This window comes from Photobacterium carnosum (assembly GCF_002849605.1).
In the GTDB taxonomy this organism is placed as follows: Bacteria; Pseudomonadota; Gammaproteobacteria; order Enterobacterales; family Vibrionaceae; genus Photobacterium; species Photobacterium carnosum.
In genome coordinates this window covers 15,077-42,047 of sequence record NZ_NPIB01000015.1, presented here as the reverse complement: position 1 = coordinate 42,047, position 26,971 = coordinate 15,077, and the positions used below count along the sequence as shown (strand labels likewise).

The window sequence follows — 26,971 nt, the reverse complement described above, 5'->3', positions numbered from 1 at the left end:
CATGGCAGGTTCATATAATATAGCAGTACTACCCGGTGACGGTATTGGCCCCGAAGTGATGCAACAAGCGCACAAAGTCTTGGCCGCCGTCCAACAGCAATTTGATATAACTCTTGAGTGTCATCAGTTCGATGTTGGTGGTATTGCGATTGATAATCATGGTTGTCCCTTACCGTCCATCACCCTAAAAGGCTGTGAAGCCGCTGATGCGGTATTATTTGGCTCTGTCGGTGGCCCTAAATGGGAACACCTCGCCCCTAATGATCAACCTGAGCGTGGCGCACTCTTACCGCTGCGTAAGCACTTTGAATTGTTTTGTAACTTACGTCCGGCACAAATCCACCGTGGCCTAGAACACTTTTCCCCTCTACGAGCTGATATTTCTGGGCGAGGGTTTGATATTACCGTTGTACGTGAACTCACTGGCGGTATTTACTTTGGCGAGCCCAAAGGTCGTGAAGGCGAAGGCGCACAAGAAAAAGCCTTTGATACTGAAATTTATCACCGCTATGAAATTAAGCGCATTGCTAAAATAGCCTTTGAATCTGCGCGTTTACGCCGTAAGAAAGTCTGCTCCATCGATAAAGCCAATGTACTACAAAGCTCTATATTATGGCGTCAAGTGGTCGAAGAAGTAGCCGCGGATTATCCTGATGTTAGCTTGAACCACATGTACATTGATAACGCCACCATGCAACTTATCAAAGATCCATCGCAGTTTGATGTGATGCTATGTTCCAATATCTTCGGCGACATTATTTCCGATGAATGCGCCATGATCACCGGCTCAATGGGCATGTTGCCATCTGCAAGTTTAAACCAACAAAAATTTGGTCTCTATGAACCAGCCGGCGGTTCAGCGCCTGATATCGCAGGTAAAAATAGTGCTAACCCCATTGCCCAAATTCTATCAGCAGCCTTGATGTTACGGTATAGCCTTGGTGAAGAAGATGCGGCTAGTGCAATAGAAAAAGCGGTAGCGCAAGCACTAGAAGCGGGGCAACTAACGGCAGATTTGGCGGGTAATAACATCGCCCTGACCACCAGCGAAATGGGTGACAAAATCGCCGCCTATATTCAACATGCATAAGGAACAGCATAATGTCGAATAACACTCCGTCAACGGCAACATCAGCCAAGACGCTTTATCAAAAAGTCTATGACGCCCATGTGGTGGTAGCAGCGGCTGGCGAAAACCCAATCTTATATATTGATCGTCATTTAGTGCATGAAGTGACCTCACCACAGGCATTTGATGGGCTGCGCGAACAAGGTCGTCAAGTTCGCCAAGTAAATAAAACTTTTGCCACCATGGATCATAACGTTTCCACTCAAACCAAAGATATCAACGCATCAGGTGAAATGGCGCGAATTCAGATGGAAACACTGGCAAAAAATTGTGCTGACTTTGGGGTTACCCTTTACGATCTGAATCATAAATATCAAGGTATTGTCCATGTTATGGGGCCAGAACTCGGTATTACCTTGCCCGGAATGACCATTGTTTGTGGGGACTCACATACCGCGACACACGGCGCTTTTGGGGCACTCGCATTTGGTATCGGCACCTCTGAAGTTGAACATGTGTTAGCGACCCAAACTCTTAAACAATCTCGCGCTAAAACCATGAAAATTGAAGTCAAAGGAAAAGTAGCAGCGGGCATTACCGCAAAAGACATCGTGTTAGCGATTATCGGTAAAACTACCGCTGCTGGAGGCACTGGCTATGTGGTGGAATTCTGTGGTGAAGCGATCACGGATCTGACGATGGAAGGTCGTATGACGGTGTGTAATATGGCGATTGAATTGGGTGCTAAAGCAGGCTTAATTGCTCCAGACCAAACCACTTTTGATTATATTAAAGGCCGTAAATTTTCGCCTCAAGGTGCCGATTTAGACGCAGCCATCACTTATTGGCAAACCCTCGCCAGTGATAACAACGCAGAATTTGATGCTATCGTCACTTTAGATGCCACCACAATAAAACCGCAAGTCACGTGGGGCACCAACCCCGGTCAAGTGATTGCCGTTGATGAGCCGATCCCAGCCCCTGAAAGTTTCAGTGATTTAGTAGAGCAAAAATCGGCTAGAAAAGCCTTGGCTTACATGGGACTAGAACCACATAAATCATTGTCTGATTATGCTGTCGATAAAGTCTTTATCGGTTCTTGTACCAACTCTCGCATCGAAGATATACGTGCAGCCGCCGCGATTGCCAAAGGCCGCAAGGTCGCAGCTAACGTCCAAGCCTTAGTCGTACCTGGTTCTGAGCAAGTCAAAGCTCAAGCAGAACAAGAAGGCCTTGATAAGATCTTTATTGAGGCAGGTTTTGAATGGCGACTACCGGGATGCTCTATGTGTCTTGCAATGAATAATGATCGCTTAGGCCCCCAAGAGCGATGCGCATCCACCAGTAACCGTAACTTTGAAGGTCGTCAGGGCCGAGATGGTCGTACCCACTTAGTCAGCCCAGCAATGGCTGCGGCGGCGGCATGTGCAGGACACTTTGTCGATATTCGTCAACTTGAGCCGCTATCGGCATAATAAGGACATAACTATGACAGGCTTTACTCAGCATACAGGATTGATAGTACCGTTAAATACCGCCAATATTGATACCGATGCCATTATTCCAAAACAGTTTCTTCAAAAAGTAACCCGTACTGGATTTGGACAACATTTATTTCATGACTGGCGCTTTTTAGATGATGGCGGCCAACAACCTAATCCCGATTTTATAATGAATGCCCCTCGCTACCAAGGTGCAACCATTTTACTGGCACGAGAAAACTTCGGCTGTGGATCATCACGTGAACATGCTCCGTGGGCCCTTGCTGATTACGGCATTAAAGTGATGATCGCCCCCAGTTTTGCTGATATTTTTTATGGCAATTCGATCAATAACCAAATGATCCCTGTTCGTCTTACCGATCAACAGGTTGATGAATTATTTGAATTTGTAGAAACAACCGTCGGCGCTGAGATCACCGTTGATCTAAAAGCGATGACAGTAAATGCCAATAACAAACAATATCCATTTGAAATTGACGAATTTCGTCGTCATTGCTTGTTAAACGGATTAGACAACATCGGCTTAACCCTACAACACCAAACTAAAATTACTGAGTATGAGGCGAATATTCCCACTTATCTTTCTTAGGTCATCTGTTCAATAAAAAACGCCTGTGAGTAAACGGGCGTTGATTTATAGCCTCACTCTTTACACTGCAATAAACCCAGCACCATAACGGTCTTGATCTTTCTCTTATCTTTATAAACAGGTTATTTATGCGCATAATGTTGAGCTTGTTACTCATTTTCTGGTCACTGAATATTTTCGCAGCACCAAAGGCCAATCTACTGCCTTATTGGCAAGATCAAGTTACCACCAATCAACAGGATATTGATCATCAGCAATGGCAACAGTTATTAAATAAATATCTGGTTGTAGAACCACACCAAACCCTATTTCGTTACAGCGCAGTGACTCCTGCCGATAAACAAAAATTACATACTTACATTTATCAACTAAGCCAGCTTGATCCGCGCCAATATAATCGTAATGTTCAGTTTGCTTATTGGGTTAATCTTTATAATGCCCTTACCGTTCAATTGATCCTTGATAATTATCCACTCACCTCAATTACTAAACTCGGTGGTTTTTTCAGTTTTGGTCCATGGGATCAACCCATTGTTACTATCATGAAGAAAACCCTAAGTTTAAATGACATAGAACATCGTATATTACGTCCGATCTGGCGCGATCCTCGTATTCATTATGCGGTCAATTGTGCCAGCTTAGGGTGCCCTGACTTACTACCTCAAGTCTTTGACAGCCATCAACTTGAGCAGCAACTGAATACTGCCGCCAGCCGTTTTATTAATAGTAATAAAGGGGTACATACCAACTCAAAGCAAACGACCTTATCATCAATTTATGACTGGTATAGCGTTGATTTTGGTAATAGACAGGCTTTATTACAGCATATAAATCATTATCGACTGCATAAAAAAATCAATGGCGATAACATCAAATTTGATTACAACTGGTTGTTAAATCAGAAGCTATAACTTAACGCTAGTTACGGGTACAATACTCGCGTTCTCATTGGGGAGCCATTAGGCTGAGATTGTTGTTATTATCTTGATTGATATAGCAGAACCCATTGAACCTGAACCAGGTAATGCTGGCGTAGGAATTGAGAAACGCACTGGTATTTCACCACTGCCAATCTGCTATTACAGCATGATACTAAAACCTCTCAAGCCTGTGCCGCTCTCTCTCTTTATTTTGTTTGCAGGATGCTGACATCAGGAGCGCATAGTGAAAATCCGTTATACACTTTTACCGTTAATATCAATGTCGTTACTCTCAAGTAACGTTTTTGCCGCCGATAACACCCTTAATGTTTATACCTACAGCTCGTTTTCATCAGAGTGGGGACCTGGGCCGATCATCAAAAAAGCCTTTGAAGCCCAATGTGATGGTTGCAAGGTTAACTTTGTTTCGTTAGAAGATGGCGTTTCTATTTTAAATAGAGTCCGTTTAGAAGGTAACAGCAGTAAAGCTGATATTCTGTTAGGGCTTGATAACAACCTCATGACCGAAGCCAAACAAACCGGGTTATTAGCCAAGCAACATGTTGATCTTAGTAAACTCACCCTTCCAAAAGGCTGGCACGACGATACCTTTATTCCTTACGATTACGGCTACTTTGCGTTTGTTTATGACAGCACCAAATTACCCCACCCGCCAACCAGTTTAAAAGCACTGGTTAACGACCAAAATATCAGTGTGATCTACCAAGATCCGCGCACCTCAACCCCAGGTCAAGGGCTGATGTTATGGATAAAATCAGTGTACGGTGATAAAGCGACTGCCGCATGGCAACAACTTGCTAAACACACAGTAACAGTAACAAAGGGCTGGTCAGAAGCTTACAGCATGTTCCTTGATGGTGAAGCCGATATGGTGTTGTCATACACCACCTCGCCGGCTTATCACATTATGGAAGAGCACAAAAACCAGTATAAAGCGGCTAACTTTAAAGAAGGCCATTACATGCAAGTTGAAGTCGCAGCCAAAATGAAAAACAGCCCGCATCCTAAACTGGCTGATCAGTTTATGCAGTTCATTGTCAGTGATGGGTTTCAATCTCAAATTGCGACCCACAACTGGATGTATCCTGTCACCAAACAACCACTGCCCGCCGCATTTAATCAATTAACGGTGCCAGATAAAGCATTAGAATTTAGTGCTGATGAAGTGGCTCACAAGCGTAAAGCATGGATTCGAGAATGGCAGCAAGCGCTGACCCAATAATGGCATACCGCTGTGAATAAACGTGTAACTCAATTATTGCCCGGACTATTAAGTGTCGGGCTTATTTTATTACTGGTGATCGCTGCGATCACCAGCCTTATACTTCATGCTGGACAATGGCAACTGAGTAGCTTATGGCATGATCCTTATCTACGTCATGTGACGCGATTTAGTTTTTACCAAGCCTTGCTGTCTACTTTACTCAGTATTGTGCCTGCAATTGCGATTGCTTACGCACTATCACGACGCAATTTTATAGGTAAACAACTGTTATTACGTTTGTTTGCTATGACGCTAGTGATGCCTGTATTAGTGGCGGTGTTTGGCTTATTAGCGATCTACGGTAAAAGCGGCATCATTAGTCATGGATTAAGCTGGCTCGGATTACCCCGACTCAATATTTATGGTTTAAGCGGCATTTTGCTGGCGCATGTGTTTCTCAACTTACCATTAGCCGTGCGATTTTTACTCCAAAGTTTAGAATCAATCCCTCATGAACAGCACCAATTAGCCGCCCATTTAGGCATTACTGGTTGGCATAAATTTAAACTTGTCGCTTGGCCTCGACTACGCCAACAATTACCCCATGTAGCGGGGCTTATTTTCATGCTGTGCTTTACCAGTTTTGCGGTGATCATGTCACTGGGTGGCGGCCCTAAATCAACCACCATTGAACTTGCGATTTACCAAGCAATTCGCTACGACTTCGATCTTGCAACTGGTGCGATTTTAGCGCTATGGCAGATGTTACTTTGTGGCGGATTAGTGTTACTGAGCCATCGCTTTGCCAAACCATTAGCAACCTTTAGTGCCTCTGTGGATAAAAATGTGGTTAATTATCAAGATAATTGGCGTGCAAAATGGTGGGATTGGAGTTGGATCGTGGCTGCAATATTACTGGTGATCCCGCCAATTATTGCAGTTTTTGTTGCTGGATTAAACCGTCAATTACCGCAGTTATTACAACAACCTGCACTGTGGCATGCAGTCGCTAATTCACTTGAAATTGCGGTCATGGCATGTAGCTTAGCGTTTGTTTTTGGGGTGATGATCTTACTCGCGAGTCGACAATTACGCTTGAATAAACAACGTTTTAGTGCCGATAGTATCGAAATTATTGGCACCATTATTTTAGTTACTCCAGGGCTAGTATTAAGTACGGGTATTTTCTTATTACTGCGTCAATACACCGATGCCTATGGCGCTGCTTTTTGGGTTGTTGTGGGGGTTAATGCATTAATGGCATTGCCTTATGTGATCAAAACCCTTAGCCAACCAATGCTGCATATTGCTCAACAATACAATATGTTATGTCATAGTTTAGGCATGCGTGGTTGGTCTCGATTACGGCTTGTAGAATGGCGAGCACTGCGTAAGCCTATCGCACAGTCATTGGCTATCAGCTTGGTATTATCGCTGGGTGATCTCGGTGCAATTGCTTTGTTCGGTAGTCAAGATTTTCAAACATTACCGCTGTATTTATTCCAATTAATGGGTAGCTATCGCATGGATGGTGCTGCTGTGGCTGCATTATTATTGTTATTACTCAGCTTAGGTTTATTCAGCGCGATTGAATATTGCTTCCAGCCTCGGCGAACCAAAGGCAAACACCATGCTTGATATAAACCAATTATGTTATACCTATCAACCTCAACACCAGCATGAACACCCTATGCCGTTAAGCTTTAACTTTACCCTTCAACAAGGTGATATTGCGGCGTTAATCGGTCCAAGTGGTGCGGGGAAAAGTACCTTATTGGCGCTTATTGCGGGATTTTTACAGCCTGATAGTGGTGATATTCGTATCCACCAGCAATCAATTATTACGCTTGATCCTGCTCAACGCCCCTTATCAATGCTGTTTCAAGAGCATAATTTATTTCCGCATTTAACGGTCTATGAAAATATCGCTCTTGGCGTTGATCCTCGTCTTAAATTGAGTCCACAGCAACGCCAACAGGTACATGATGCAGCGGAAAAAGTGGGGTTAACGACGTATTTACCCCGCCTGCCCGAGCAACTATCAGGCGGGCAGCGGCAACGGGTGGCATTAGCGCGCTGTTTAATTCGACAACGGCCTTTATTACTGCTTGATGAACCGTTTTCGGCGCTTGATCCTGCATTGCGTAACGACATGCTACAACTGGTACAGCAACTGGCTCAGCAGCAAGCCATTACCGTATTAATGATCACTCATAGCCCTGATGATGCTAAAAAAATCGCCAATAAATGCATTTTTATTGATAACGGAGAAGTGAAAGCATTTGGGGAGACTAATGCACTATTAAACCACCCCCAACAACCAGACTTACGTCATTACTTAGGCTTAACGTAATAACGACCATAAACAAAGCCGATCTCAATATTTTATCCTTAGAGCTCGGCTTATATTATTAAAACAACAACGGTGAACTTAAAGATTTTCTTCCGCAAATTCTGCTAAACGACTTCGCACCACACCATTAATATAAATATTGGCGCTACCCTCAAAGTGTTTAAACCGTTCAACAATGTAAGTTAATCCTGATGTTACTGGTGATAGATAATTGGAATCAATTTGCGCCAAGTTACCCGAGCACACCAACTTAGTTCCCTCACCACAACGGGTAATAATGGTTTTAATCTGTGATGCGGTTAGGTTCTGACACTCATCGAGCAATACAAATGCATTTTGAATTGAACGACCGCGCATAAAGTTAATTGATTTAAATTGAATATTGGCTTTGTCAAAAATGTATTTCATTGAACCATCAGTACACACATCATGTTTATGTAACGCTTCCATGGTATCGGTTACTGCCGCCAACCACGGCAACATTTTTTCTTCTTCAGTGCCGGGTAGAAAACCAATAGATTCTGCGATTTCAGGGGTATTACGCGTAACAATGATCTTGTCATACATCCCTTTTTCAATCACCTGTTCTAACGCTGCCGCCATCGCTAAAATGGTTTTACCACAACCCGCAGGCCCCGTTAAAATCACCAAATCAATGCTAGGATCAAGCATTGCATCCAACGCCATACCTTGATAAATATTTTTAGGCTGTATACCCCATGCTTGACGATGCATTAAGCGGTCATAACTAATGTCTTTAATGGTGACGTCTTCACCATCCATGGCTTTAATTCGTGCAGCAAAATCCTCACTGTCATCCAATAGATATTGATTAAGATATGGGTTATCAAATAACTCTTTCGGTAACGTATGTAAGGTTGCACGACCACGATTTTCAGAATGACACTCAGCGACATTGTCCCAGAAATTACCGTTATAACGGTGAAAACCTTTGCTGAGTAAAGCAACATCATCAATCAATTGATCGGAACGGTAATCATCAACATTCAACACCCCAGCCCCTTTGGCTCGTAAGCGCATATTGATATCTTTGGTGACTAATACTACGCTTCTAGGGGCATATTTTTGCTGAAGGAAAAGAACACTATTAAGAATACGGTTATCACCTGCTTTATCACTAAAGGCATGTACCGTTTGTTTGACTTCATAATCAGCAAAAATAGCGATCGTGCCGTTATGTGGAATCTGATCATTAAAAGGAATACCCGCTGAAATTTGTTCAGGGGTCGCATCGTGAAAGATATTTTCAAGGGCGCGAATAGCAACCCGCGCATCACGTGAAACATCACGCTTACTGTCTTTAATACGATCTAATTCTTCCAGTACCGTCATCGGGATCACGACGTCATGCTCCTGAAAAGAAAAGATAGCGAGAGGTTCATGAAGCAGAATATTTGTATCAAGTACAAACAGTTTCCGTTCGGCATTGTCCATAAGCACCTCCTTGGTAGGGCGAACAACAATAAACTTGGCTATCACTCTTTTAGCTTACGTCAAAATTAACGTTTGTGTTAATTACCGTATTTATAACGATCAGCGTTCATAACAATTAAAGCATCTATTGATTAAACTAAAATGACATTAATACTCACGCTTCTTTTACACACTTTCACCGTGACCTTAATCACATCATGCAGTAACATGACTCCCCCATTTTGAATTATGCGTATGTCATATTATTCATCTATGCATTTAGTTTTAAAATAGACGATAAACTGACAACGCGAATTATAACATTTTCCTTTATATCAAATAATTAGAAGGTTTTTAGCACTATGCCATTTGCTTTGGGTCAACGTTGGATCAGTGATACAGAAAGTGATTTAGGTTTGGGCACAGTCGTCGCTATTGAGCCACGTACTGTTAGCTTGATGTTTCCAGCATCAGATGAAAACCGTTTATACGCTCGACATGATGCACCAGTTACCCGTGTAATGTTCAATGTTGGTGATGTGATTGAAAGCCACGAAGGCTGGTCGTTAAAAGTTGAAGCGATCGAAGAGGATAAAGGAATTATCACTTATATCGGTACCCGTATAGATACCGAAGAAAGCGATGTCGCGTTACGTGAAATATTTTTAAGCCATCAAATCCGCTTTAATAAACCGCAAGATAAATTATTTGCAGGTCAAATCGATCGTATGGATCGATTTGCATTACGTTACCGCGCGCTAAAAAATCAATACGAACAACTAAAAAGTCCATTACGTGGCTTATGTGGCATGCGTGCAGGCTTAATTCCACACCAGCTTTACATTGCTCATGAAGTCGGTCGCCGTTATGCACCACGAGTGCTTTTAGCTGATGAAGTAGGTTTAGGTAAAACCATTGAAGCGGGCATGATCATCCACCAGCAGGTACTATCTGGCCGTGCTGAACGTATTCTAATTTTAGTCCCTGAAACCCTACAGCACCAATGGCTTGTAGAAATGATGCGTCGCTTTAACCTTCACTTTTCTATTTTTGATGAAGAGCGTTGCGTTGAATCTTTGGCGGATGCTGCTAATCCATTTGATACTGCACAATTTGTATTATGTTCACTTAATTTTCTGCGTAAAAGCCGTCGTCGCTTTGAACAAGCATTAGATGCAGATTGGGATCTACTCATTGTTGATGAAGCGCATCACCTTGAGTGGAGTGAAGAGCGTCCAAGCCGTCAATACCAAGTCGTTGAAGCGATTGCTGAAAAAACCCCTGGCGTATTACTGCTAACTGCAACGCCTGAACAATTAGGCCGTGAAAGCCACTTTGCTCGCCTACGCTTATTAGACCCTGATCGCTTTTACGATTATGAAGCCTTTGTTGAAGAAGAGCGTCTATACGAACCCATTGCCGATGCTGTATCTCAATTACTTGCAGGTAAAAAACTTGATAGCGATGCTAAGCAAACCCTAATCGAATTGCTTGCAGGTCAGAATGTTGAACCAATGATCACTGCGATTGAAAATGCAGTTACAGCCGACGACGCAGAAGCACTTGAAGCACGTCACGAATTGATCCGTAACTTAATGGATCGTCATGGTACTGGCCGCGTGTTATTCCGTAACACCCGTTCAGCGATCAAAGGTTTCCCTAAACGTCACCTTAATATGTACCCATTGCCGATGCCAAATCAATACAGCACTGCAATGCGTGTTGCTGGCATGATGTCAGGCAAACTAAGCATTAACGAAAAAGCAATTAAACTGCTTTATCCTGAAGATATCTATCAAGACTTTGAGGGTGAATCAGCCACATGGTGGAACTTTGATCCTCGCATTAACTGGCTGTTAGATATGCTAAAAGCCAATCGTAATGAGAAAGTATTGGTGATCTGTTCTCGTGCTCAAACTGCATTAACACTAGAACAAGCCCTGCGTGAGCGTGAAGGTATTCGTGCCACCGTATTCCATGAAGGGATGTCAATCATTGAACGTGATAAAGCGGCAGCATATTTTGCTCAGGAAGAAAGTGGCGCTCAAGTATTAATCTGTTCAGAGATTGGTTCAGAAGGTCGTAACTTCCAATTTGCTAACCAATTAGTGATGTTCGATTTACCGAGCAACCCTGACTTGCTAGAACAACGTATTGGTCGTTTAGATCGTATCGGTCAGCAACGTGAAATCGAAATCCACGTACCGCATCTTGAAGGTACCTCACAAGCTTTATTGGCACGTTGGTTTAACGAAGGCTTAAATGCCTTTGAAGAAACCTGCCCAACAGGCCGTCCGGTTTATGAAGCAGTATGTGAAGAATTAATCACGCTACTTGCCAGTGAGAAGCAAGACAGTGACGCACTAGAAGCGGTGATCACTCAAAGCGCTGCGCTACATAACGAACTGAAAGGCAAACTTGAGCAAGGTCGCGACCGATTACTGGAAATCCACTCTAACGGCGGCGAAGCTGCTCAACAGTTAGTGGAGCAGATCAGCAGTAAAGATGGCGATACCAACTTAATCTCTTTCGCACTAGGCTTGTTTGATACTATCGGTCTTAACCAAGACGATAAAGGTGAAAATGCAATTGTAGTAACACCATCAGAACATATGATGGTTGCAAGCTACCCGGGCTTACCTTATGACGGTTGCACCATTACTTTTGATCGTAACACTGCACTGTCACGCGAAGATTTGCACTTTATCAGCTGGGAACACCCAATGATTCAAGGTGGTATCGAATTATTATTAAGTGAAGGTGTTGGTACGACTGCGGTTTCATTACTGAAAAACAAAGCGCTGCCTGTCGGTACATTGTTATTAGAACTGATTTACGTGGTTGATGCACAAGCACCAAAACAATCAGGTATTGGACGTTTCTTACCGAAAACACCGATTCGTATTCTACTTGATAGTAAAGGTAATAACCTTTCTGCCAATGTTGAGTTTGAAAGTTTTAACCGTCAGTTAAGCCCAATTAACCGCCATTTGAGCAGCAAATTGGTTAACTCAGTTCAAAAAGAGATCCATACTTTAATTGCCCATGCTGAACGCGAAATTGACAAAGAATTAGTCACCGTTCGTAGCCAAGCACAATCCGAGATGGAAGCCACATTACAAGCTGAACATCAACGTTTACTGGCATTAAAAGCCGTCAACCCTAACATTCGTGATGACGAGTTAGAGTTAATTGAATCCCAAATTTCAGATTTGACCGATTACATCGCCAAAGCGCAAATTCAACTTGATTCATTACGTTTAATTGTTGTTAGCCATAACTAATTACTAACGTTCTCATCATAAAAATTCAGCCGCCAATTATATGTTTACTACATTTAATCGGCGGCTTTTTTATGGCTATAACATTATAGACATACCACTTTTAATATATTCATATTAGTCTGCTGACCAAATTTTTCACTCTCACCGATGAGCGCATCATTAAACCATTGCCAGTATTGAACTATAATCCACCAGCCGATCCTTAGTTAGATACTCTCTAACGATATTATCGCAGTCAACAAACCTTCAGGTTTATTATCTAATCCCGGTCGTCAACCTGAGCACCATGACAGTGTATTTGCGTTAGGACACCCCATTTCAGGTGATAACTTCTATGCCAATGCTGAATCAATTACGACATCACCGCGACTGTTATTACACGCAGCAGAGCTAACCTTTACTCGCCCTAAAACTGATAAGCCAATACATCGTTTTGCACCGTGTGAGTTTTACCCACAAGCGCCAACGCAAACAATTTACCCATAGGTCGTAGGCATCTATAACAATGAATGTTAGCGTAAAGCTTGTATTCATTGTTTATTGAGATGACCCATGGAAACCATCGTTTTTCTTGATCATGGAACCATACCTGCACACATTAGTATTCCTCGCCCAACTTTTTGTCACCAATGGCATCAACACGCTACAACTACACCATCACAAGTGATTGAGCGCCTACAACTCGCGACCATTGCAATCACCAATAAAGTTGTCCTCAATAGTCAGGTTCTGGCCAAGTTACCACAACTTAAATTTATCGCTATTGCCGCAACAGGCACCAACAATGTTGATCTCGACTATTGTCGCAATCACAATATCAAAGTCGCCAATATTCAAGGCTATGCCACTCGCTCGGTACCAGAACATGTTATCGCGATGATCTTTGCCCTCAAACGCAATCTTGCTGGCTATCAACAAGACATCACTAACGGTGAATGGCAACGTCAGCAACAATTTTGTTTTTTCACGCATTCCATTACTGATGTCGCAGGATCAACCTTAGGGATCATGGGTAAAGGCAGTTTAGGTCAAGCCGTTGCAACGGTTGCTAAAGCCCTCGGAATGAACGTTCTATTTGCCGAACATGCAGGGGCAACCCAATGCCGTGATGGCTACCATCCATTTGAGCAAGTGCTGCGGGAAGCTGACATCATTAGTCTTCATTGCCCACTGACGCCAACCACTAAGAATATGATTGCAGCGCCACAATTAGCACTGATGAAATCAAGCGCAATTATTATTAATACCAGCCGTGGCGGTCTGATTAACGAACAAGCCTTAGTGGATGCGCTACTCTCATGCCAAATAGCGGGTGCGGGTATCGATGTATTTACAACTGAGCCTGCATTGCCGTCAAACCCATTAATCGCTCATTGTCAGTTGCCAAACCTAATTTTAACGCCCCATGTGGCGTGGGGATCAGACTCAGCCATTCAAACATTAGTGAATCAATTGATTGATAATATTAATAGCTTCCATCAAGGCACCCATAAAAATCAGCTTTAATCTCAATTTTCAGCCACAAAAAAGCGAGCATTACGCTCGCTTTTTTTATTACAGTTCAATCATTGTTTCCGTTAGTTGACTATTTAAAGCCTTTTTCTTTACGGATCAAATCATAAGCAGCTTGTAGCTCTTGGGTTTTTTGCTTAGCGATTTCCATCATTTCTGGTGGTAAACCTTTTGCTGCCAATTTATCCGGATGGTGTTCATTCATTTGTTTACGGTAAGCACGTTTCACTTCTTGTGCTGATGCTTCATCATTAACACCTAACACGTTAAACGCATCGGCTAATTGGTCACGAGTGGGTGGCGCTTTAAAACTACCGCCTTGCTGCTGATGATAACCGCCTTGTTGAAAACGGAATGCGGCTTCTTGCATTTGTAAACGTTGCTCTAATTGGGCTTCAGAGAAACCAAGATAACGTGCAATTACATGCAATAACTCACGCTCTCTAGGATGTAATTCACCGTCAGCGAACGCCGCTTGAATTTGAAGCTCTAAGAAAAACTGTAATAAATCAGCACGTCCAGCACGACTACGAACGCGGTTAAGGGTTTCTTCTAGAGGGAAGTTATCTTCTTTTCCTTCACGGAATGCATTTTGTGCTTGGCGACGAGATTCACCTTGTAGCCCCATTCGATCCATGATCGTACTGGCAACACGAATTTCATTTTCAGTTACGCGACCTTTGGCCTTCGCCATGTGTCCCATGGTAGCAAAACAAGCATTAAAGAACTCAGCTTGACGCTCAGCATTAGTGGCATTTTTACCACCAAAACCGCTAAAACCACCATTCCTTTTGCGGGCATACGCTTTATCAAATTGATGACCAATAAATAAGCCAATTAAAAAACCTATATATTTAGGGCCAAACAATAATCCCAGTAGAGCACCGAAAATTTTTCCCCATATACCTGTTCTCTGCATTCTATACTCTCTGGTAGTTCGTTAATTTTTTCACTGTTTACCCAACAGCATGCGCTGAAAAGATGCCGTCGCGTTAAATTTGCATTATGATAGCTGTCATTTGTCGGGAATGCTTGTAAAAAGCGCAACAATTCGCCTTGCACCAAATTGATACAGGAATGTTGAATTAGATGTCACTTACCTCTCACAGTTTACTAGCCACCATGATTAGCTTAGCCCTATATGGCCCTGCAATGGCTGCTGATATTACCCCTACAAACGGTGATACTCACACCCCAAAAAATATTGCTGATCCAGCTAATAATGCAATTAATGGTAACAAAAATCCAATTGCGATGGTACGTGGTGTCTGCATCCCGGAAAAAGATCGCAAACAAGACACCAATAATGAACCCATCCATATCAGTGCTGACCGTGTTGAAGCACAACAAAATACAGCAGCTGTATATTCAGGTGATGTGATCGTAAAACAAGGTACGCGAACGATTGTTGCTGATAAAGCGACCTTGCAACAACCTACCAACATTGTGACCGCTAACGGCAATGTTTTCTATCAAGATGGTAGCATGGATATTGATGCCAAAAGCTTAACCAGCGACCTTGATACTAAAGATGCCCAAATGAATGATGCGGTCTATCAAATGACCTGTCAGGCTGGCCGTGGTGACGCTAAATTAATTGAACGTCGTAATGTTGATGGCACTCAATTTTATAAGATGAAAGACGGCACATATACAACCTGTCCAAGTAAGGATAAAAGTTGGCGTTTTGCCGCTGGCAGCCTAGAACGTGATGGTGACTCACCATTTGCCGATCTGTATAACGCCCGTTTTGAAGTGCTTGATGTACCTGTTTTTTATCTACCGTGGTTACGTGTTCCAGTTACTGATCAACGTCTTACTGGTTTTCTATATCCGTCAATTAGCTACGGTTCGAAAAACGGTATGGAGCTAGAAACACCTTTTTACTGGAACATAGCACCCAATTACGATTTAACGTTCACCCCCAAGTATATGAACCACAGAGGATTACAGTTAACCTCTGAATTTCGTTACCTATCTGATTTCGGTCAAGGTAAAGTGATCGGTGAATATTTAGGCCACGATAAAAAACATCAAGACTATGATAAACGCTGGGGTTTCCAATGGACACACAGCGGTATTATCGATGAAAACTGGTTACTGAACATTGATTACAGCAAAGTCAGTGATGCTAAATATTTTGATGACGTTGACTCTATAATTGGTCAACGTGAAGATAATAACCTGCTACAAACAGCATCGTTGGCTTATCGTAATGATAATTGGGACACCAACTTAATGGTGCGTGACTTCCAACCACTAACTGAAAGTGGTCAAGGCACGCAATACCGTTTAATGCCCCAACTATCGAGCACCTACTATAAATCTGATCTTCCTTATGGTTTAGATTTTAGTTTACCGATGAGTATCAGTAAATTTGATACCGATGATAGATCTAAACCAACGGCTGATCGGGTTACCTTTGATCCAACATTAACTTTGCCATATGCAACGCCTTGGTGGTCTGTCACCACCCAAGCTAAATTAAGGTATGCCCATTACAACCAACAATTTGATGTTAATGAAAATTCAAAATTAAGTACTCTCGATAAAACAGCTAATCGTACGGTGCCTGAGTTTAGAGTCAACAGTAGCTTGTATTTTGAGCGTGACACCTCAATTATGGGCGAACATTACACCCAAAGCTTAGAGCCACAGTTACAATATTTATACGTTAAAAATGTTGACCAAAGTGGCATCTATAACCCGGTTAATTATAACGGTGGTGGCTACGACTCAACCCGTTTACAACAAGACTATTATGGCCTGTTTAGTGATAGAACATATAGTGGTCATGATTACATCGCACCAGCGAACCAATTTACGGTCGGTGCCACAACGCGTTACTATGATGCAAACTTTAAGGAACGTTTTACCCTTTCATTGGGTCAAATTTTCTATATTGATAAACCCATCGCTGATGGCACTGAAGCAAAAAGTTATTCTGCAACGGCACTAGAAACTGAATTTAACCTTGACGATAATTTGTTCTTCAAAAGTTCAATGCAATATGACTCAAGTGAAAATGAGGTTCAGCAAGGCAGTACTGCGGTTGAATACCGTAATGGACGAGTTTTTGTTCAGCCAAGTTATCGCTATGTATCAAGTAGTTACTTAACTAAATATGTTGAGAATCCTAATGTTGAAGTTAATGGTAAACGTGACGGTATTTCACAATTAGGCTTATCTGCAGGTTTCCCTATTAACGACAACATTGATATTACCGCGGATTATTTCCAAGATATGAATGTCAATAAAATGCTAGAGAGCCGTGTAGGTTTAGTTTACCGCTCTGCATGTTGGATGATAGGTTTAAGCTATAATCGCTATGCAAAAGATCCATTGAACCAGGATTTTACCGAATACGACAGCAATGTTAGTTTCTCGTTTAGTCTCCTTGGACTTCAAGGTGCGCGACCAATTGGTCAAGCTTCAGATGATGGCGGCAATATTCTGGGTTATGCAGACCCATTCACACTTAAAAATTAATGATCGTGGCGATAATACATATCGCCACTCAACATGACGGACTATAAATGAAAAAGTGGAAGTATTCGGCGCTAAGCGTAATGCTAATGGGTATGACTGCAACAGCAGTTGCGGCTCCCCAACTGCAAGAATTAAATCAAATTGTAACCACAGTTAATGATGGCGTTATTTTACAAAGTGACGTTAATGCAATGCTGAAAACCGTTCATCTTAATGCTGAAGCAGCAGGCCAACAACTGCCTCCTAACAATATTTTACGTCAGCAAGTGATGGATAAATTGATTATGGAGAATTTGCAGATCCAACAAGCGAAACAACTGGGTTTACGAATTGATGAAAGCCAACTAGATCAAGCAGTTGCTGATGTTGCTAAACAACGTAAAATGACCGTAGCGCAATTGCGTCAAGATTTAGCCAGTGCGGGTATTAGCTACCCTATGTTCCGTGAACAATTACGTAACGATATGCTAGCCTCTGAAGCACGCACTATTATTGTTCGTAAGCGAGTGAATATTCTTCCTCAGGAAGTAGACAACCTAGCAGCGCAATTAGCAAAACAAACCCAACAAAATGTGCAATATAACATCAGTCAGATTCAAATTGCCGTTGATGACGATGCAGATAAAGCCACCCGCGAAAAAGCCAAACAAGAAGCGGATAAAATTTATGCCGAGCTAAAAAAAGGCGCTAATTTTGCTGAATTGGCTTACCGTTATTCAAAAGGCCCTAAAGCACTGAAAGGTGGCGAATGGGGCTGGATGAGCAAAGAAGAAATGCCAACGATTTTTGCTGACCAAATTAAAACCAGTAGCAAAGACAGTGTCATCGGTCCTTTCCGTAGTGGTGTTGGTTACCATATTTTAAAAATTAATAACGTTAAAGGCATGCCAACAGTTTCTGTAGTTGAAGTAAAAGCACGCCATATTTTAATTAAAACCTCGGTTATTCTCAGTGACGCGGCTGCAAAACGTGAACTAGAAACGATTCGTCAAAAAATCATTAGCGGCAAAGAATCATTTGCAGCAGCAGCAAAACAATACAGCGCAGATCCTGGTTCTGCGGTGAATGGTGGCCAATTAGGCTGGCAAGTACCGTCAATCTATGCACCAGCTTTTGAAAAAGAAGTAGAAACATTACCGATAGATAAAATTAGCCAACCGTTTAAATCACAGTTTGGCTGGCACATTGTTGAAGTAGAAGGTCGTCGTAATGTCGATCGTACTGAAGCGGCATTAAAAAATCGTGCGGCTCAAATCCTATTTAATCGTAAGTTTAATGAAGAAGCACAAACCTGGTTACAAGACCTACGTGCGGGTGCATATATCGAACAAATGAATAAGGTAAATAATGGCTAATAACAAGCATATGACTAACATACAACGGATTGTCATCACCCCTGGTGAACCGGCCGGAATTGGCCCTGATTTAGTCATTGCCTTGTGCCAACAACACTGGCCGCACCAACTTGTCATTTGTGCTGATGCTCAGGTTATGGTAGAACGTGCGGCTCAATTAGGTTTACCTTTAACCATTTTACCTTATCAACCCGAGCTAACCACTCAGCCACATCAAGCAGGCACCATGACAGTGGTTCAGGTTGATAGTGCTGTTAAGGTTGTCTCCGGGCAACTTAACGAGCAAAATGGTCTCTATGTATTAGCGACACTAGAGCGTGCAGCCTTAGGCTGTATGAATGGTGAATTCGCAGCGGTTGTTACCGGCCCCGTTCATAAAGGGATAATCAACCGCGCTGGGGTTTCTTTTAGTGGTCACACTGAGTTTTTTGCGCAGCAATCAAATACAGCGCAAGTTGTTATGATGCTCGCAACTGAAGGTTTACGCGTTGCTTTAGTAACAACCCATATTCCTTTAAACTGTGTCGCAAAGGCCATTACAGAACCTCGGCTCAAACAAGTTATTCGTATCTTGCACGCCGACTTAGTCACTAAATTTGGCATTGAATTCCCAAAAATTTATGTTTGTGGGCTCAATCCTCATGCAGGTGAAGATGGCTGTTTGGGAATGGAAGAAATTAACACCATTACTCCAACATTAGAGCAACTACGTCAACAAGAAGGTATGGATCTTATCGGGCCGTTACCGGCTGATACCATCTTTCAAGAAAAATATTTAGCTAATGCCGATGCGGTATTAGCCATGTATCACGATCAAGGGTTACCGGTGCTAAAATACAAAGGCTTCGGTAAATCTGTCAACATTACGTTGGGACTTCCCTTTATCAGAACTTCAGTAGATCATGGTACCGCACTGGAACTCGCAGGTACTGGGCAAGCAGACATAGGTAGCCTTCGGACAGCGCTATCCCACGCCCTCGAATTGGTAGAAAAACAAGCATGAGCAGCGATCAAGTCCACTTAGGTCACCGCGCGCGTAAGCGCTTTGGCCAAAACTTTTTAAAAGACCCATACATTATTGATGGCATTGTGTCAGCGATTAACCCTTTACCAGGCCAAAACTTGGTAGAAATTGGCCCCGGCCTTGGTGCAATCACTGAATATGTTGGCAAGTTAGTTGATAACTTTACTGTTATCGAACTTGACCGAGATTTGGCAGAGCGTTTACGCAACCACCCCGATCTTGCCTCAAAACTAACGATCCATGAAGGCGATGCAATGCGCTTCGATTTTACGCAACTTATTCAACCGAATAACAAGCTGCGTATCTTCGGTAACTTGCCTTATAACATCTCAACCCCGTTGATGTTCCACATTTTTGAGTTCCATAAAGACGTATTAGATATGCACTTTATGCTTCAAAAAGAAGTGGTTAATCGTCTAGCGGCAGGTCCAGGTAGTAAGGCTTATGGTCGTCTAACGGTGATGGCACAGTATTACTGTAAAGTGATGCCTGTACTTGAAGTGCCGCCAGAATCTTTTGTACCAGCACCAAAAGTAGATTCTGCCGTAGTACGTTTAACACCATATGAAGTATTACCGTTCCCATGTACTAACCGTAAATGGTTAGATCGTGTGTGTCGTGAAGGCTTCAACCAGCGTCGTAAAACAATTCGTAACTGTTACAAAGGCTTGTTCACTCCAGAGCAACTTGAAGCGCTAGGCGTTAACCCTGGTCATCGCCCTGAAAACATTACGGTTGAACAATTTGTTGCTATGGCGAATTGGCTTGACGTTAATTTCCAAAAAGAAGAGCAATAACGTTATCGCGCATTAACAACTGCGCACATAACATCAGAACCCTGTGTAACATGTCACGTGTTAGGCAGGGTTTTCTTTATTTATCAGCTAACAATACTAAAATGAGAATAAATCATCAGCAAAGGATATTGCCAGTGAGTCTCTCATCTCCCCCCACGATTAAATGCCACATTATAAGCCATTATCTTACAGAACAATCACAACCTGAACTGCAACGCTATGTCTTTTCATACACCATCACCATCAAAAATTTAGGTCGAGGCAACGCCCATTTACTTAAGCGGTATTGGTTAATCACTGATGCTAATAATAAAAAAATGGTTATTGAAGGCGATGGCGTTATCGGTCAACAACCACATATTAATGCTGCAGATGAGTTCACTTATACCAGTGGCACCGTCATCGAAACGCCCGTTGGTGTTATGCAGGGTCAATACACTATGGAAGATGATACGGGTAATGTATTTAAAGTTGAGATTGCACCATTTCGACTAGCAATACCGAACATTCTTCATTAACCTAATACGATTAATTTCATATTAATTAACGTATTAATAATGGGAGCACCATGGCGACTTATCTTGTCGGTGATATTCAAGGCTGTTTACCCGATTTAAAAAAATTACTGGCGCAAGCTAATTTCGATCCCCTTAATGATCATTTATGGCTTGCTGGCGATCTGGTTGCGCGCGGACCAGAATCTTTAGAAACATTACGCTTTGTGAAAGCATTAGGTGATCATGCCACGGTAATATTGGGCAATCATGATCTGCATTTATTAGCGGTATCACATCAACCCGCACGCGCTAAAAAAAGTGATAATATTCATCAAATTTTCACTGCAGAAGACGGACCAGAATTACTTAACTGGTTACGCCACCAGCCACTACTAGCCGAGCATCCTCACTATCCGCTGGTGATGGTGCATGCCGGTATCACACCACAATGGACACTTGAACAAGCACGTCAATATGCTCAAGAAGTTGAACAATTACTTCAGTCTGATGATTACTTGTGGCTGCTAAAAAACATGTATGGTGATGGTCCTGATTGGTGGCAAGAGGATCTTTCGCGCTTAGAACGGCTACGATTTACGATCAACAGCTTTACGAGAATGCGATTTTGCGATCCTCAAGGCAGATTGGATATGCACTGCAAAGTACAACCCAACGATCCCACTGTCGGTAATCTAATCCCTTGGTTTGACGTTAAACGAGATCAACCATTAGGAAAAACCATTGTCTTTGGCCATTGGGCAGCATTGATGGGTCATCAGGATGAACACTGTATTGGTTTAGACACTGGTTGCGTATGGGGCAATAGCTTAACCATGCTACGCTGGGAAGATGGACAACGATTTGTGACAGAGTGTCCACTCTACGCCTGATCAGTAATTATAAAAATGCCGACAATCATTTGTCGGCATTCATGGTATCAACAAAACGATTTCAGCTATGATCGCTCTAAGATCACAAACTCCATCGCATACGCATTTTTGTCATCGGCATCATAATGCTGGCTTTCAACGCGATGCCAATGATCATTCCACTCAGGAAATTGCGTATCACCGCCATCAATATCGGCATCAATAAAGGTTAAATATAATCTATCCGCTATAGGTAAACACGCCTGATAAATACTACCGCCACCAATGATCATTAGCTCAGGTGCATCACCAGCGGCTAATTTTGCAGCTGTCATATCACTAACGACAGTGACACCATCGGCACTAAAATTAAGATTACGGCTGATCACGATATTTAATCGCCCCGGTAATGGCCGACCAATCGATTCAAAGGTTTTACGCCCCATCACTATTGGTTTACCTAGCGTACAACGTTTAAACCATACAAAATCAGCAGGTAAATGCCATGGCATACTATTGTTTTTACCAATGATCCGTTTGTGAGCCATTGCGGCGATCATACTGATCTTCATTTTTGCATCTCCATTTACGTTGCCAGTATTCGTCTTGTCATTCTATCGTAGTTATACCACAGGACGATGACGATAGAATAATAACCCCGGCATAGCTAACCCAATTGCTAATGCCGCCACAATAAATACCGCTTTCAGTACGTTATCAATCATCAATCCCCATAAAGCTAGCGAAAAGCCACGGTGATTAATTTCAACAATGGCAATCATGGCTTTAAAGGCAAATACCCCTGGTACCATAGGGATCAACGCAGCAACCGTAAACACTTTCGGGTGAGCTAAAAAACGATGTGACCAATGAACACCGATCATGCCGACTAAAGTTGCAGCGGCAAGGGTTGACCATTCGATCGAAAGCCCCCAATGCATTAATAAAAACTGAGTCCCATGGCCAATAGCCCCACCAATAGCACAATATTTCAAGGCTTTTTGGGGAACATTAAATACCAATGCAAACCCTAATGCAGGGATCATCGCCAGTAACATATCATTCAGTAATGCCAACATTAATGTCATAGTAACCACCCCCACACACCCAGTATGTTCATCGCGGCAATAATCCCTATACAGGTCGATAAGGTCAATAATGTTGCCATCGTCCAACGGGCTAATCCCATACTTGGAAAGCCTTTTACCATGTCAGCTACGGCATTAATTAATGGAAAACCAGGCACTAACATTAGTACCGATGAAGCCATCGCTAAAAAGGGTTGGGCACCTATATTATACACTTCGCCAAGGCCTGAAATTAAGGTGGTTACAAACGCGGTAACACCAAAATTTAACAGTGGATTAAAGTGATAACTGGCTATTTGTTGGCGGACATACATCCCCACAGATGAGGCGCAAAAAGTGAGTAAAAATACTGGCCAATCCCCTCCCGCTAAACGGCTAAATGCGGCACATGATAAGCCGATCATAACCACTACTATCCAACGATTATAACGCTGTATTTTGAGGTTTTCTAAGCGGTGTTGAACGTCATTACCATCCAATAATCCCCGCTCAACAAGAATACAGATACGCTGAATATCGGTCACTATTTGCATGTTGATACCACCGTCTTGGCATCGTCGAGTGGTGGTAATACAACAACCTAAATGACGAGTACTGATCACCATCGAACTGGCTGACAATGACACTTCAACATATTCTACACCGAGAGCTAAACCCAATCGACGGGTAACATCTGTAATAACAGAGCTCTCAGCGCCATGTTGTAATAACCGCTGGCCCGCCTCTATTGCCAATCGAGTCACTTTCCGTTGCTGAGCTTCACTTAACGGTAGTAATACGCGCTCCATGTCGATATCCATTTACAATCCATTATAAAAAACAATTCAGAATAACTAGCATACCGAAACCAGTCTCATAGGTGTTGATTAAGCACAAAAAAAAGCCACACCTCAATGGTATGGCTTCTTTCGCATATTGCACGATAATGGTTTATGGTTTATAGATGATTTCTACATCGTAATCATCTTCATTCCAATCATCCCAATCATCATCATTGTCGTCTTCATCCTGAACTTTCTTAATTTGTTCAGCGTGGTAATCATCCCACTTAAAGTCAACTTTATCGGCTTTCTGCTCTTCAATTTCGTACTTAATACGAGGCAGTGCATCGATAGCAATCATCAGATCATAAGTTAATTCTTTAGTACCAACACGGTTAAGAGCAGAAATGCTGTAATGCTGTCCTTCCCATGCTAATGCTTCAAGAACTTCATTGATCTTTTGTTGTGCTTGTTCTTCATCAAGAAGATCAGCTTTGTTAAATACAATCCAACGCGGCTTGTTACCCAGTTTATCACTGTATTGCTCAAGCTCATTAATGATCGTAAATGCATTTTCTACTGGATCAGAACCATCAGCAGGTAACAGATCAATCATGTGTAATAACACACGACAACGCTCAAGGTGTTTCAAGAAACGAATACCTAAGCCAGCACCGTCAGCAGCACCTTCAATTAGACCAGGAATATCTGCAACAACGAAACTACGCTCAGCATTAACACGTACCACACCTAAGCTTGGAACAAGGGTAGTAAATGGGTAATCCGCTACTTTCGGCTTAGCCGATGATACAGCGCGAATAAACGTAGATTTACCTGCATTAGGTAGACCTAGCATACCTACATCAGCCAAAAGTAGTAATTCTAGGCGTAAATGGCGAATTTCACCTTTACTACCCATACTCTTTTGACGTGGTGCACGGTTTACAGATGATTTAAAGCGGGTGTTACCTAGACCGTGGAAACCGCCCTTAGCAACCATCACTTTCATACCATGATCAGTTAGATCGGCAATTACTTCGCCAGTATCTTCATCGATAGCACGTGTACCTACAGGTACTGTTAATACTTCATCCTCACCGCGTTTACCGGTACAGTTACCGCCTCGGCCATTTTCACCGCGTTCAGCGGCATGGAAACGTTCAAAACGGTAATCAATTAGTGTATTGAAGTTTTCATCGGCGTAAAGATAAACATCACCGCCGTCGCCACCGTCGCCGCCATCAGGGCCGCCACGAGGAATGTACTTTTCAGTACGAAAACTTACTACACCATTACCGCCATCACCGGCATCGGCGCGAATAACCGCTTCATCTATAAACTTCATTTTTTTCTCCGCACTGTGGCGTTTAACATACTGCGATGAGGGAATTTAGCACATATCACCGCGTAGTAATTATTTCATGGACCTTGACTATTTGCTTGGGCTAATAAACTTATGGCCTATAGCACAACAAACAGCGCCACCTACCACAACTATAGCACCGAGATAACCCCATATATTCAAAGAGGCTGTCGTAACATATTGTGGCCAAGCCAAACTCGCAAGATCGACAAATAATATCGTAAACAAAGGAGCCAGTGTGATCACTGCACTCACTTGTGATGCTTGCCAACGTGACATTGCTTCTGCAAATGCACCATAGCCAACAAGCGTATTAATACAACAGAATAACAACATCCCTAATTGGCGGTTATCCATTGCGAAAATTTGTTGTGGTTGTGCCATTGGGGTCAGTATTACAGCACAGATAACATAAATCATCAGTAATATTTGTGCTGATGAAAATTGCCGTAATAGCCACTTCTGGGCCAGACCATAAACGACCCACACTAACGCGGCAGTAACAGCAAAGCTAACACCTACAGTATAGCCAGAAAAACTGGTAAACAGCTCAATAAGCCGTTCATTAAAGAATAAGATCAAACCACCAATCAGAGCAATTACACCCACAACTTGATGCCGACCTAATTTTTCTTTAAATACCCAAGCACTCGATACTAACAGCATCACTGGCGCTAATTGGATAAGAACTTGTACAACGTGAGAGTTTAAATATTTCAATGAGCTGTTATACAGCACAAAGTTCCCTGCAAGACCTAAGCTGCCGATGATTAACACCACACAACCCATGCGCCCAAGATTTGATATTATTGGTAATTTCTTACGCCACATTAAAAAAAGGCCTAAGCCAAATGCCGCGACAATAAAGCGGTACCAAACAATCGTAAAAGGATCCATCACTTCTACGGCTTGTTTCATTGCAATCGGTAAAGCGCCCCAAAAAACGGCGGTTGTCATTGCAAGAAAAAAACCAATCATAGGGCTGCGATCAATCATAAACCCTCCAGATATAAAAAGCCCCGCCAAAAAGGCAGGGCTTTAATATTCGTGTCGAATCTGAAAATTATTCAGCGTCGATAGATACGAATTTACGGTTTTTAGGACCTTTAACTTCAAACTTCACTTTACCGTCAGATAGAGCGAATAGAGTGTGGTCTTTACCTAGGCCAACGTTTGTGCCCGCGTGGAACTTAGTACCACGTTGACGAACGATGATGTTGCCTGCTAAAACAGACTCGCCACCAAAACGCTTAACACCTAGGCGTTTACTTTCTGAATCACGGCCGTTATTAGTAGAACCGCCAGCTTTTTTATGTGCCATCTTTAAATTCTCCTGTTATTAAGCGCTGATGCCAGTAATTTTGACTTCAGTGAACCACTGACGGTGGCCCATTTGCTTACGAGAGTGCTTACGACGACGGAACTTAACGATTTTAATCTTATCGCCACGACCGTGAGTAACAACTTCAGCAGTTACTTTACCGCCAGTTACAAATGGTGCGCCTACAGATACTTCTTCGCCATTAGCTACTAAAAGTACTGAGTCAAATTCAATGCTAGCGCCAGTTTCAGCATCTAGTTTTTCTAAGCGTAAGGTTTGGCCTTCGCTTACACGGTGTTGTTTACCACCACTTTGGAAAACAGCGTACATGTCTTACTCCGCTTCTCCGCACAGGCCATTTGCCACGTCTAAAATGGGCAATGGGTATGCGTTTAATCTTGTCATCAATAGGGCGCGAATGTTACGCGAAAAGAGACTTAGTGGCAAGCCATTCTCGAAAGAAAATTGGTGAAAAGCTACCCAACACAAAAACTGTTTGAAATAGCTGTATTTGAGGTT

Annotated in this window: 24 protein-coding genes and 1 riboswitch; of the genes, 15 read left to right on the top strand and 9 right to left on the bottom strand. The window is 42.5% G+C overall.

What is annotated here, in order from left to right; genetic code table 11:
* Position 1 precedes the first annotated feature (1 nt).
* The 7 genes from leuB (at position 2) to thiQ (ending at position 7,658) form a co-directional block, all read left to right on the top strand.
* Positions 2-1,090 carry a 3-isopropylmalate dehydrogenase gene (gene leuB / locus CIK00_RS12705; RefSeq protein ID WP_101769216.1) on the top strand — a complete coding sequence of 363 codons (1,089 nt, stop codon included), beginning with the start codon at positions 2-4 and terminating at the stop codon, positions 1,088-1,090.
* A gap of 11 nt (positions 1,091-1,101) precedes the next feature.
* The gene (gene leuC, locus CIK00_RS12700; protein WP_045036353.1) at positions 1,102-2,544 is read left to right on the top strand and encodes a 3-isopropylmalate dehydratase large subunit; all 1,443 of its coding nucleotides are present in this window, start codon (positions 1,102-1,104) and stop codon (positions 2,542-2,544) included.
* A 13-nt stretch (positions 2,545-2,557) separates the two neighbouring features.
* A complete protein-coding gene (gene leuD, locus CIK00_RS12695) occupies positions 2,558-3,160 on the top strand; it encodes a 3-isopropylmalate dehydratase small subunit (RefSeq protein ID WP_101769215.1) in 603 nt (200 codons plus the stop codon).
* 128 nt (positions 3,161-3,288) lie between these two features.
* Positions 3,289-4,071, top strand: a complete 783-nt coding sequence (locus CIK00_RS12690; protein WP_045036351.1) for a DUF547 domain-containing protein — start codon at positions 3,289-3,291, stop codon at positions 4,069-4,071.
* Positions 4,072-4,099: 28 nt separating this feature from the next.
* Positions 4,100-4,216, top strand: a riboswitch (TPP riboswitch).
* Positions 4,217-4,360: 144 nt separating this feature from the next.
* Complete coding sequence (gene thiB / locus CIK00_RS12685) at positions 4,361-5,323, top strand: thiamine ABC transporter substrate binding subunit (RefSeq protein ID WP_101769270.1); 963 nt, start codon at positions 4,361-4,363, stop codon at positions 5,321-5,323.
* Positions 5,324-5,335: 12 nt separating this feature from the next.
* A complete protein-coding gene (gene thiP, locus CIK00_RS12680; RefSeq protein WP_101769214.1) occupies positions 5,336-6,943 on the top strand; it encodes a thiamine/thiamine pyrophosphate ABC transporter permease ThiP in 1,608 nt (535 codons plus the stop codon).
* Entirely contained in the window at positions 6,936-7,658 is a 723-nt protein-coding gene (thiQ, locus tag CIK00_RS12675) for a thiamine ABC transporter ATP-binding protein (RefSeq protein WP_101769213.1), read from the top strand. Before thiP ends, thiQ begins: the two co-directional genes overlap by 8 nt.
* Before the next feature lie 78 nt (positions 7,659-7,736).
* Here thiQ and CIK00_RS12670 read toward each other — a convergent pair whose 3' ends face one another.
* A complete protein-coding gene (locus CIK00_RS12670; protein WP_101769212.1) occupies positions 7,737-9,113 on the bottom strand; it encodes a PhoH family protein in 1,377 nt (458 codons plus the stop codon).
* Between the two features lie 341 nt (positions 9,114-9,454).
* Between CIK00_RS12670 and rapA the strand changes: the two genes are divergently transcribed.
* Both rapA and CIK00_RS12655 read left to right on the top strand, forming a co-directional pair.
* Positions 9,455-12,376, top strand: coding sequence for an RNA polymerase-associated protein RapA (gene rapA / locus CIK00_RS12665; protein WP_101769211.1), 2,922 nt, complete (start codon positions 9,455-9,457; stop codon positions 12,374-12,376).
* 552 nt (positions 12,377-12,928) lie between these two features.
* Positions 12,929-13,882, top strand: a complete 954-nt coding sequence (locus CIK00_RS12655) for a D-2-hydroxyacid dehydrogenase (RefSeq protein WP_101769210.1) — start codon at positions 12,929-12,931, stop codon at positions 13,880-13,882.
* Between the two features lie 79 nt (positions 13,883-13,961).
* Here the strand turns inward: CIK00_RS12655 and djlA are convergent, their stop codons facing one another.
* Positions 13,962-14,807: a co-chaperone DjlA gene (djlA, locus tag CIK00_RS12650; protein ID WP_101769209.1), complete on the bottom strand. Its 846-nt coding sequence runs from the start codon at positions 14,805-14,807 to the stop codon at positions 13,962-13,964.
* 170 nt (positions 14,808-14,977) lie between these two features.
* Between djlA and lptD the strand changes: the two genes are divergently transcribed.
* The 6 genes from lptD (at position 14,978) to CIK00_RS12620 (ending at position 21,940) form a co-directional block, all read left to right on the top strand.
* Positions 14,978-17,377, top strand: a complete 2,400-nt coding sequence (gene lptD / locus CIK00_RS12645) for an LPS assembly protein LptD (RefSeq protein ID WP_101769208.1) — start codon at positions 14,978-14,980, stop codon at positions 17,375-17,377.
* A 47-nt stretch (positions 17,378-17,424) separates the two neighbouring features.
* A complete protein-coding gene (gene surA, locus CIK00_RS12640) occupies positions 17,425-18,732 on the top strand; it encodes a peptidylprolyl isomerase SurA (RefSeq protein ID WP_101769207.1) in 1,308 nt (435 codons plus the stop codon).
* A 10-nt stretch (positions 18,733-18,742) separates the two neighbouring features.
* A complete protein-coding gene (gene pdxA, locus CIK00_RS12635; protein ID WP_101769269.1) occupies positions 18,743-19,735 on the top strand; it encodes a 4-hydroxythreonine-4-phosphate dehydrogenase PdxA in 993 nt (330 codons plus the stop codon).
* Positions 19,732-20,553 (top strand): 16S rRNA (adenine(1518)-N(6)/adenine(1519)-N(6))-dimethyltransferase RsmA, encoded by an 822-nt coding sequence (gene rsmA, locus CIK00_RS12630; protein ID WP_101769206.1) that lies wholly within the window; start codon positions 19,732-19,734, stop codon positions 20,551-20,553. Before pdxA ends, rsmA begins: the two co-directional genes overlap by 4 nt.
* A gap of 134 nt (positions 20,554-20,687) precedes the next feature.
* Positions 20,688-21,071, top strand: a complete 384-nt coding sequence (gene apaG / locus CIK00_RS12625; protein ID WP_101769205.1) for a Co2+/Mg2+ efflux protein ApaG — start codon at positions 20,688-20,690, stop codon at positions 21,069-21,071.
* Between the two features lie 50 nt (positions 21,072-21,121).
* On the top strand, positions 21,122-21,940 hold the full coding sequence (locus tag CIK00_RS12620) for a symmetrical bis(5'-nucleosyl)-tetraphosphatase (protein ID WP_101769204.1): 819 nt from the start codon (positions 21,122-21,124) through the stop codon (positions 21,938-21,940).
* Positions 21,941-22,005: 65 nt separating this feature from the next.
* Here CIK00_RS12620 and folA read toward each other — a convergent pair whose 3' ends face one another.
* The 7 genes from folA to rplU form a co-directional block, all read right to left on the bottom strand.
* The gene (folA, locus tag CIK00_RS12615; RefSeq protein ID WP_101769203.1) at positions 22,006-22,491 is read right to left on the bottom strand and encodes a type 3 dihydrofolate reductase; all 486 of its coding nucleotides are present in this window, start codon (positions 22,489-22,491) and stop codon (positions 22,006-22,008) included.
* A gap of 51 nt (positions 22,492-22,542) precedes the next feature.
* A complete protein-coding gene (locus tag CIK00_RS12610) occupies positions 22,543-23,007 on the bottom strand; it encodes a threonine/serine exporter family protein (protein ID WP_101769202.1) in 465 nt (154 codons plus the stop codon).
* Positions 23,004-23,807: a threonine/serine exporter family protein gene (locus CIK00_RS12605; RefSeq protein ID WP_167388553.1), complete on the bottom strand. Its 804-nt coding sequence runs from the start codon at positions 23,805-23,807 to the stop codon at positions 23,004-23,006. The genes CIK00_RS12610 and CIK00_RS12605 overlap by 4 nt, the downstream gene beginning before the upstream one ends.
* Positions 23,808-23,937: 130 nt before the next feature.
* Positions 23,938-25,113 carry an Obg family GTPase CgtA gene (cgtA, locus tag CIK00_RS12600; protein ID WP_101769201.1) on the bottom strand — a complete coding sequence of 392 codons (1,176 nt, stop codon included), beginning with the start codon at positions 25,111-25,113 and terminating at the stop codon, positions 23,938-23,940.
* Between the two features lie 87 nt (positions 25,114-25,200).
* Positions 25,201-26,127, bottom strand: coding sequence for a DMT family transporter (locus tag CIK00_RS12595; protein ID WP_101769200.1), 927 nt, complete (start codon positions 26,125-26,127; stop codon positions 25,201-25,203).
* 67 nt (positions 26,128-26,194) lie between these two features.
* Positions 26,195-26,452 (bottom strand): 50S ribosomal protein L27, encoded by a 258-nt coding sequence (rpmA, locus tag CIK00_RS12590; protein WP_036796188.1) that lies wholly within the window; start codon positions 26,450-26,452, stop codon positions 26,195-26,197.
* An 18-nt stretch (positions 26,453-26,470) separates the two neighbouring features.
* A complete protein-coding gene (gene rplU / locus CIK00_RS12585; RefSeq protein ID WP_045028003.1) occupies positions 26,471-26,782 on the bottom strand; it encodes a 50S ribosomal protein L21 in 312 nt (103 codons plus the stop codon).
* Between the last annotated feature and the right edge of the window lie 189 nt (positions 26,783-26,971).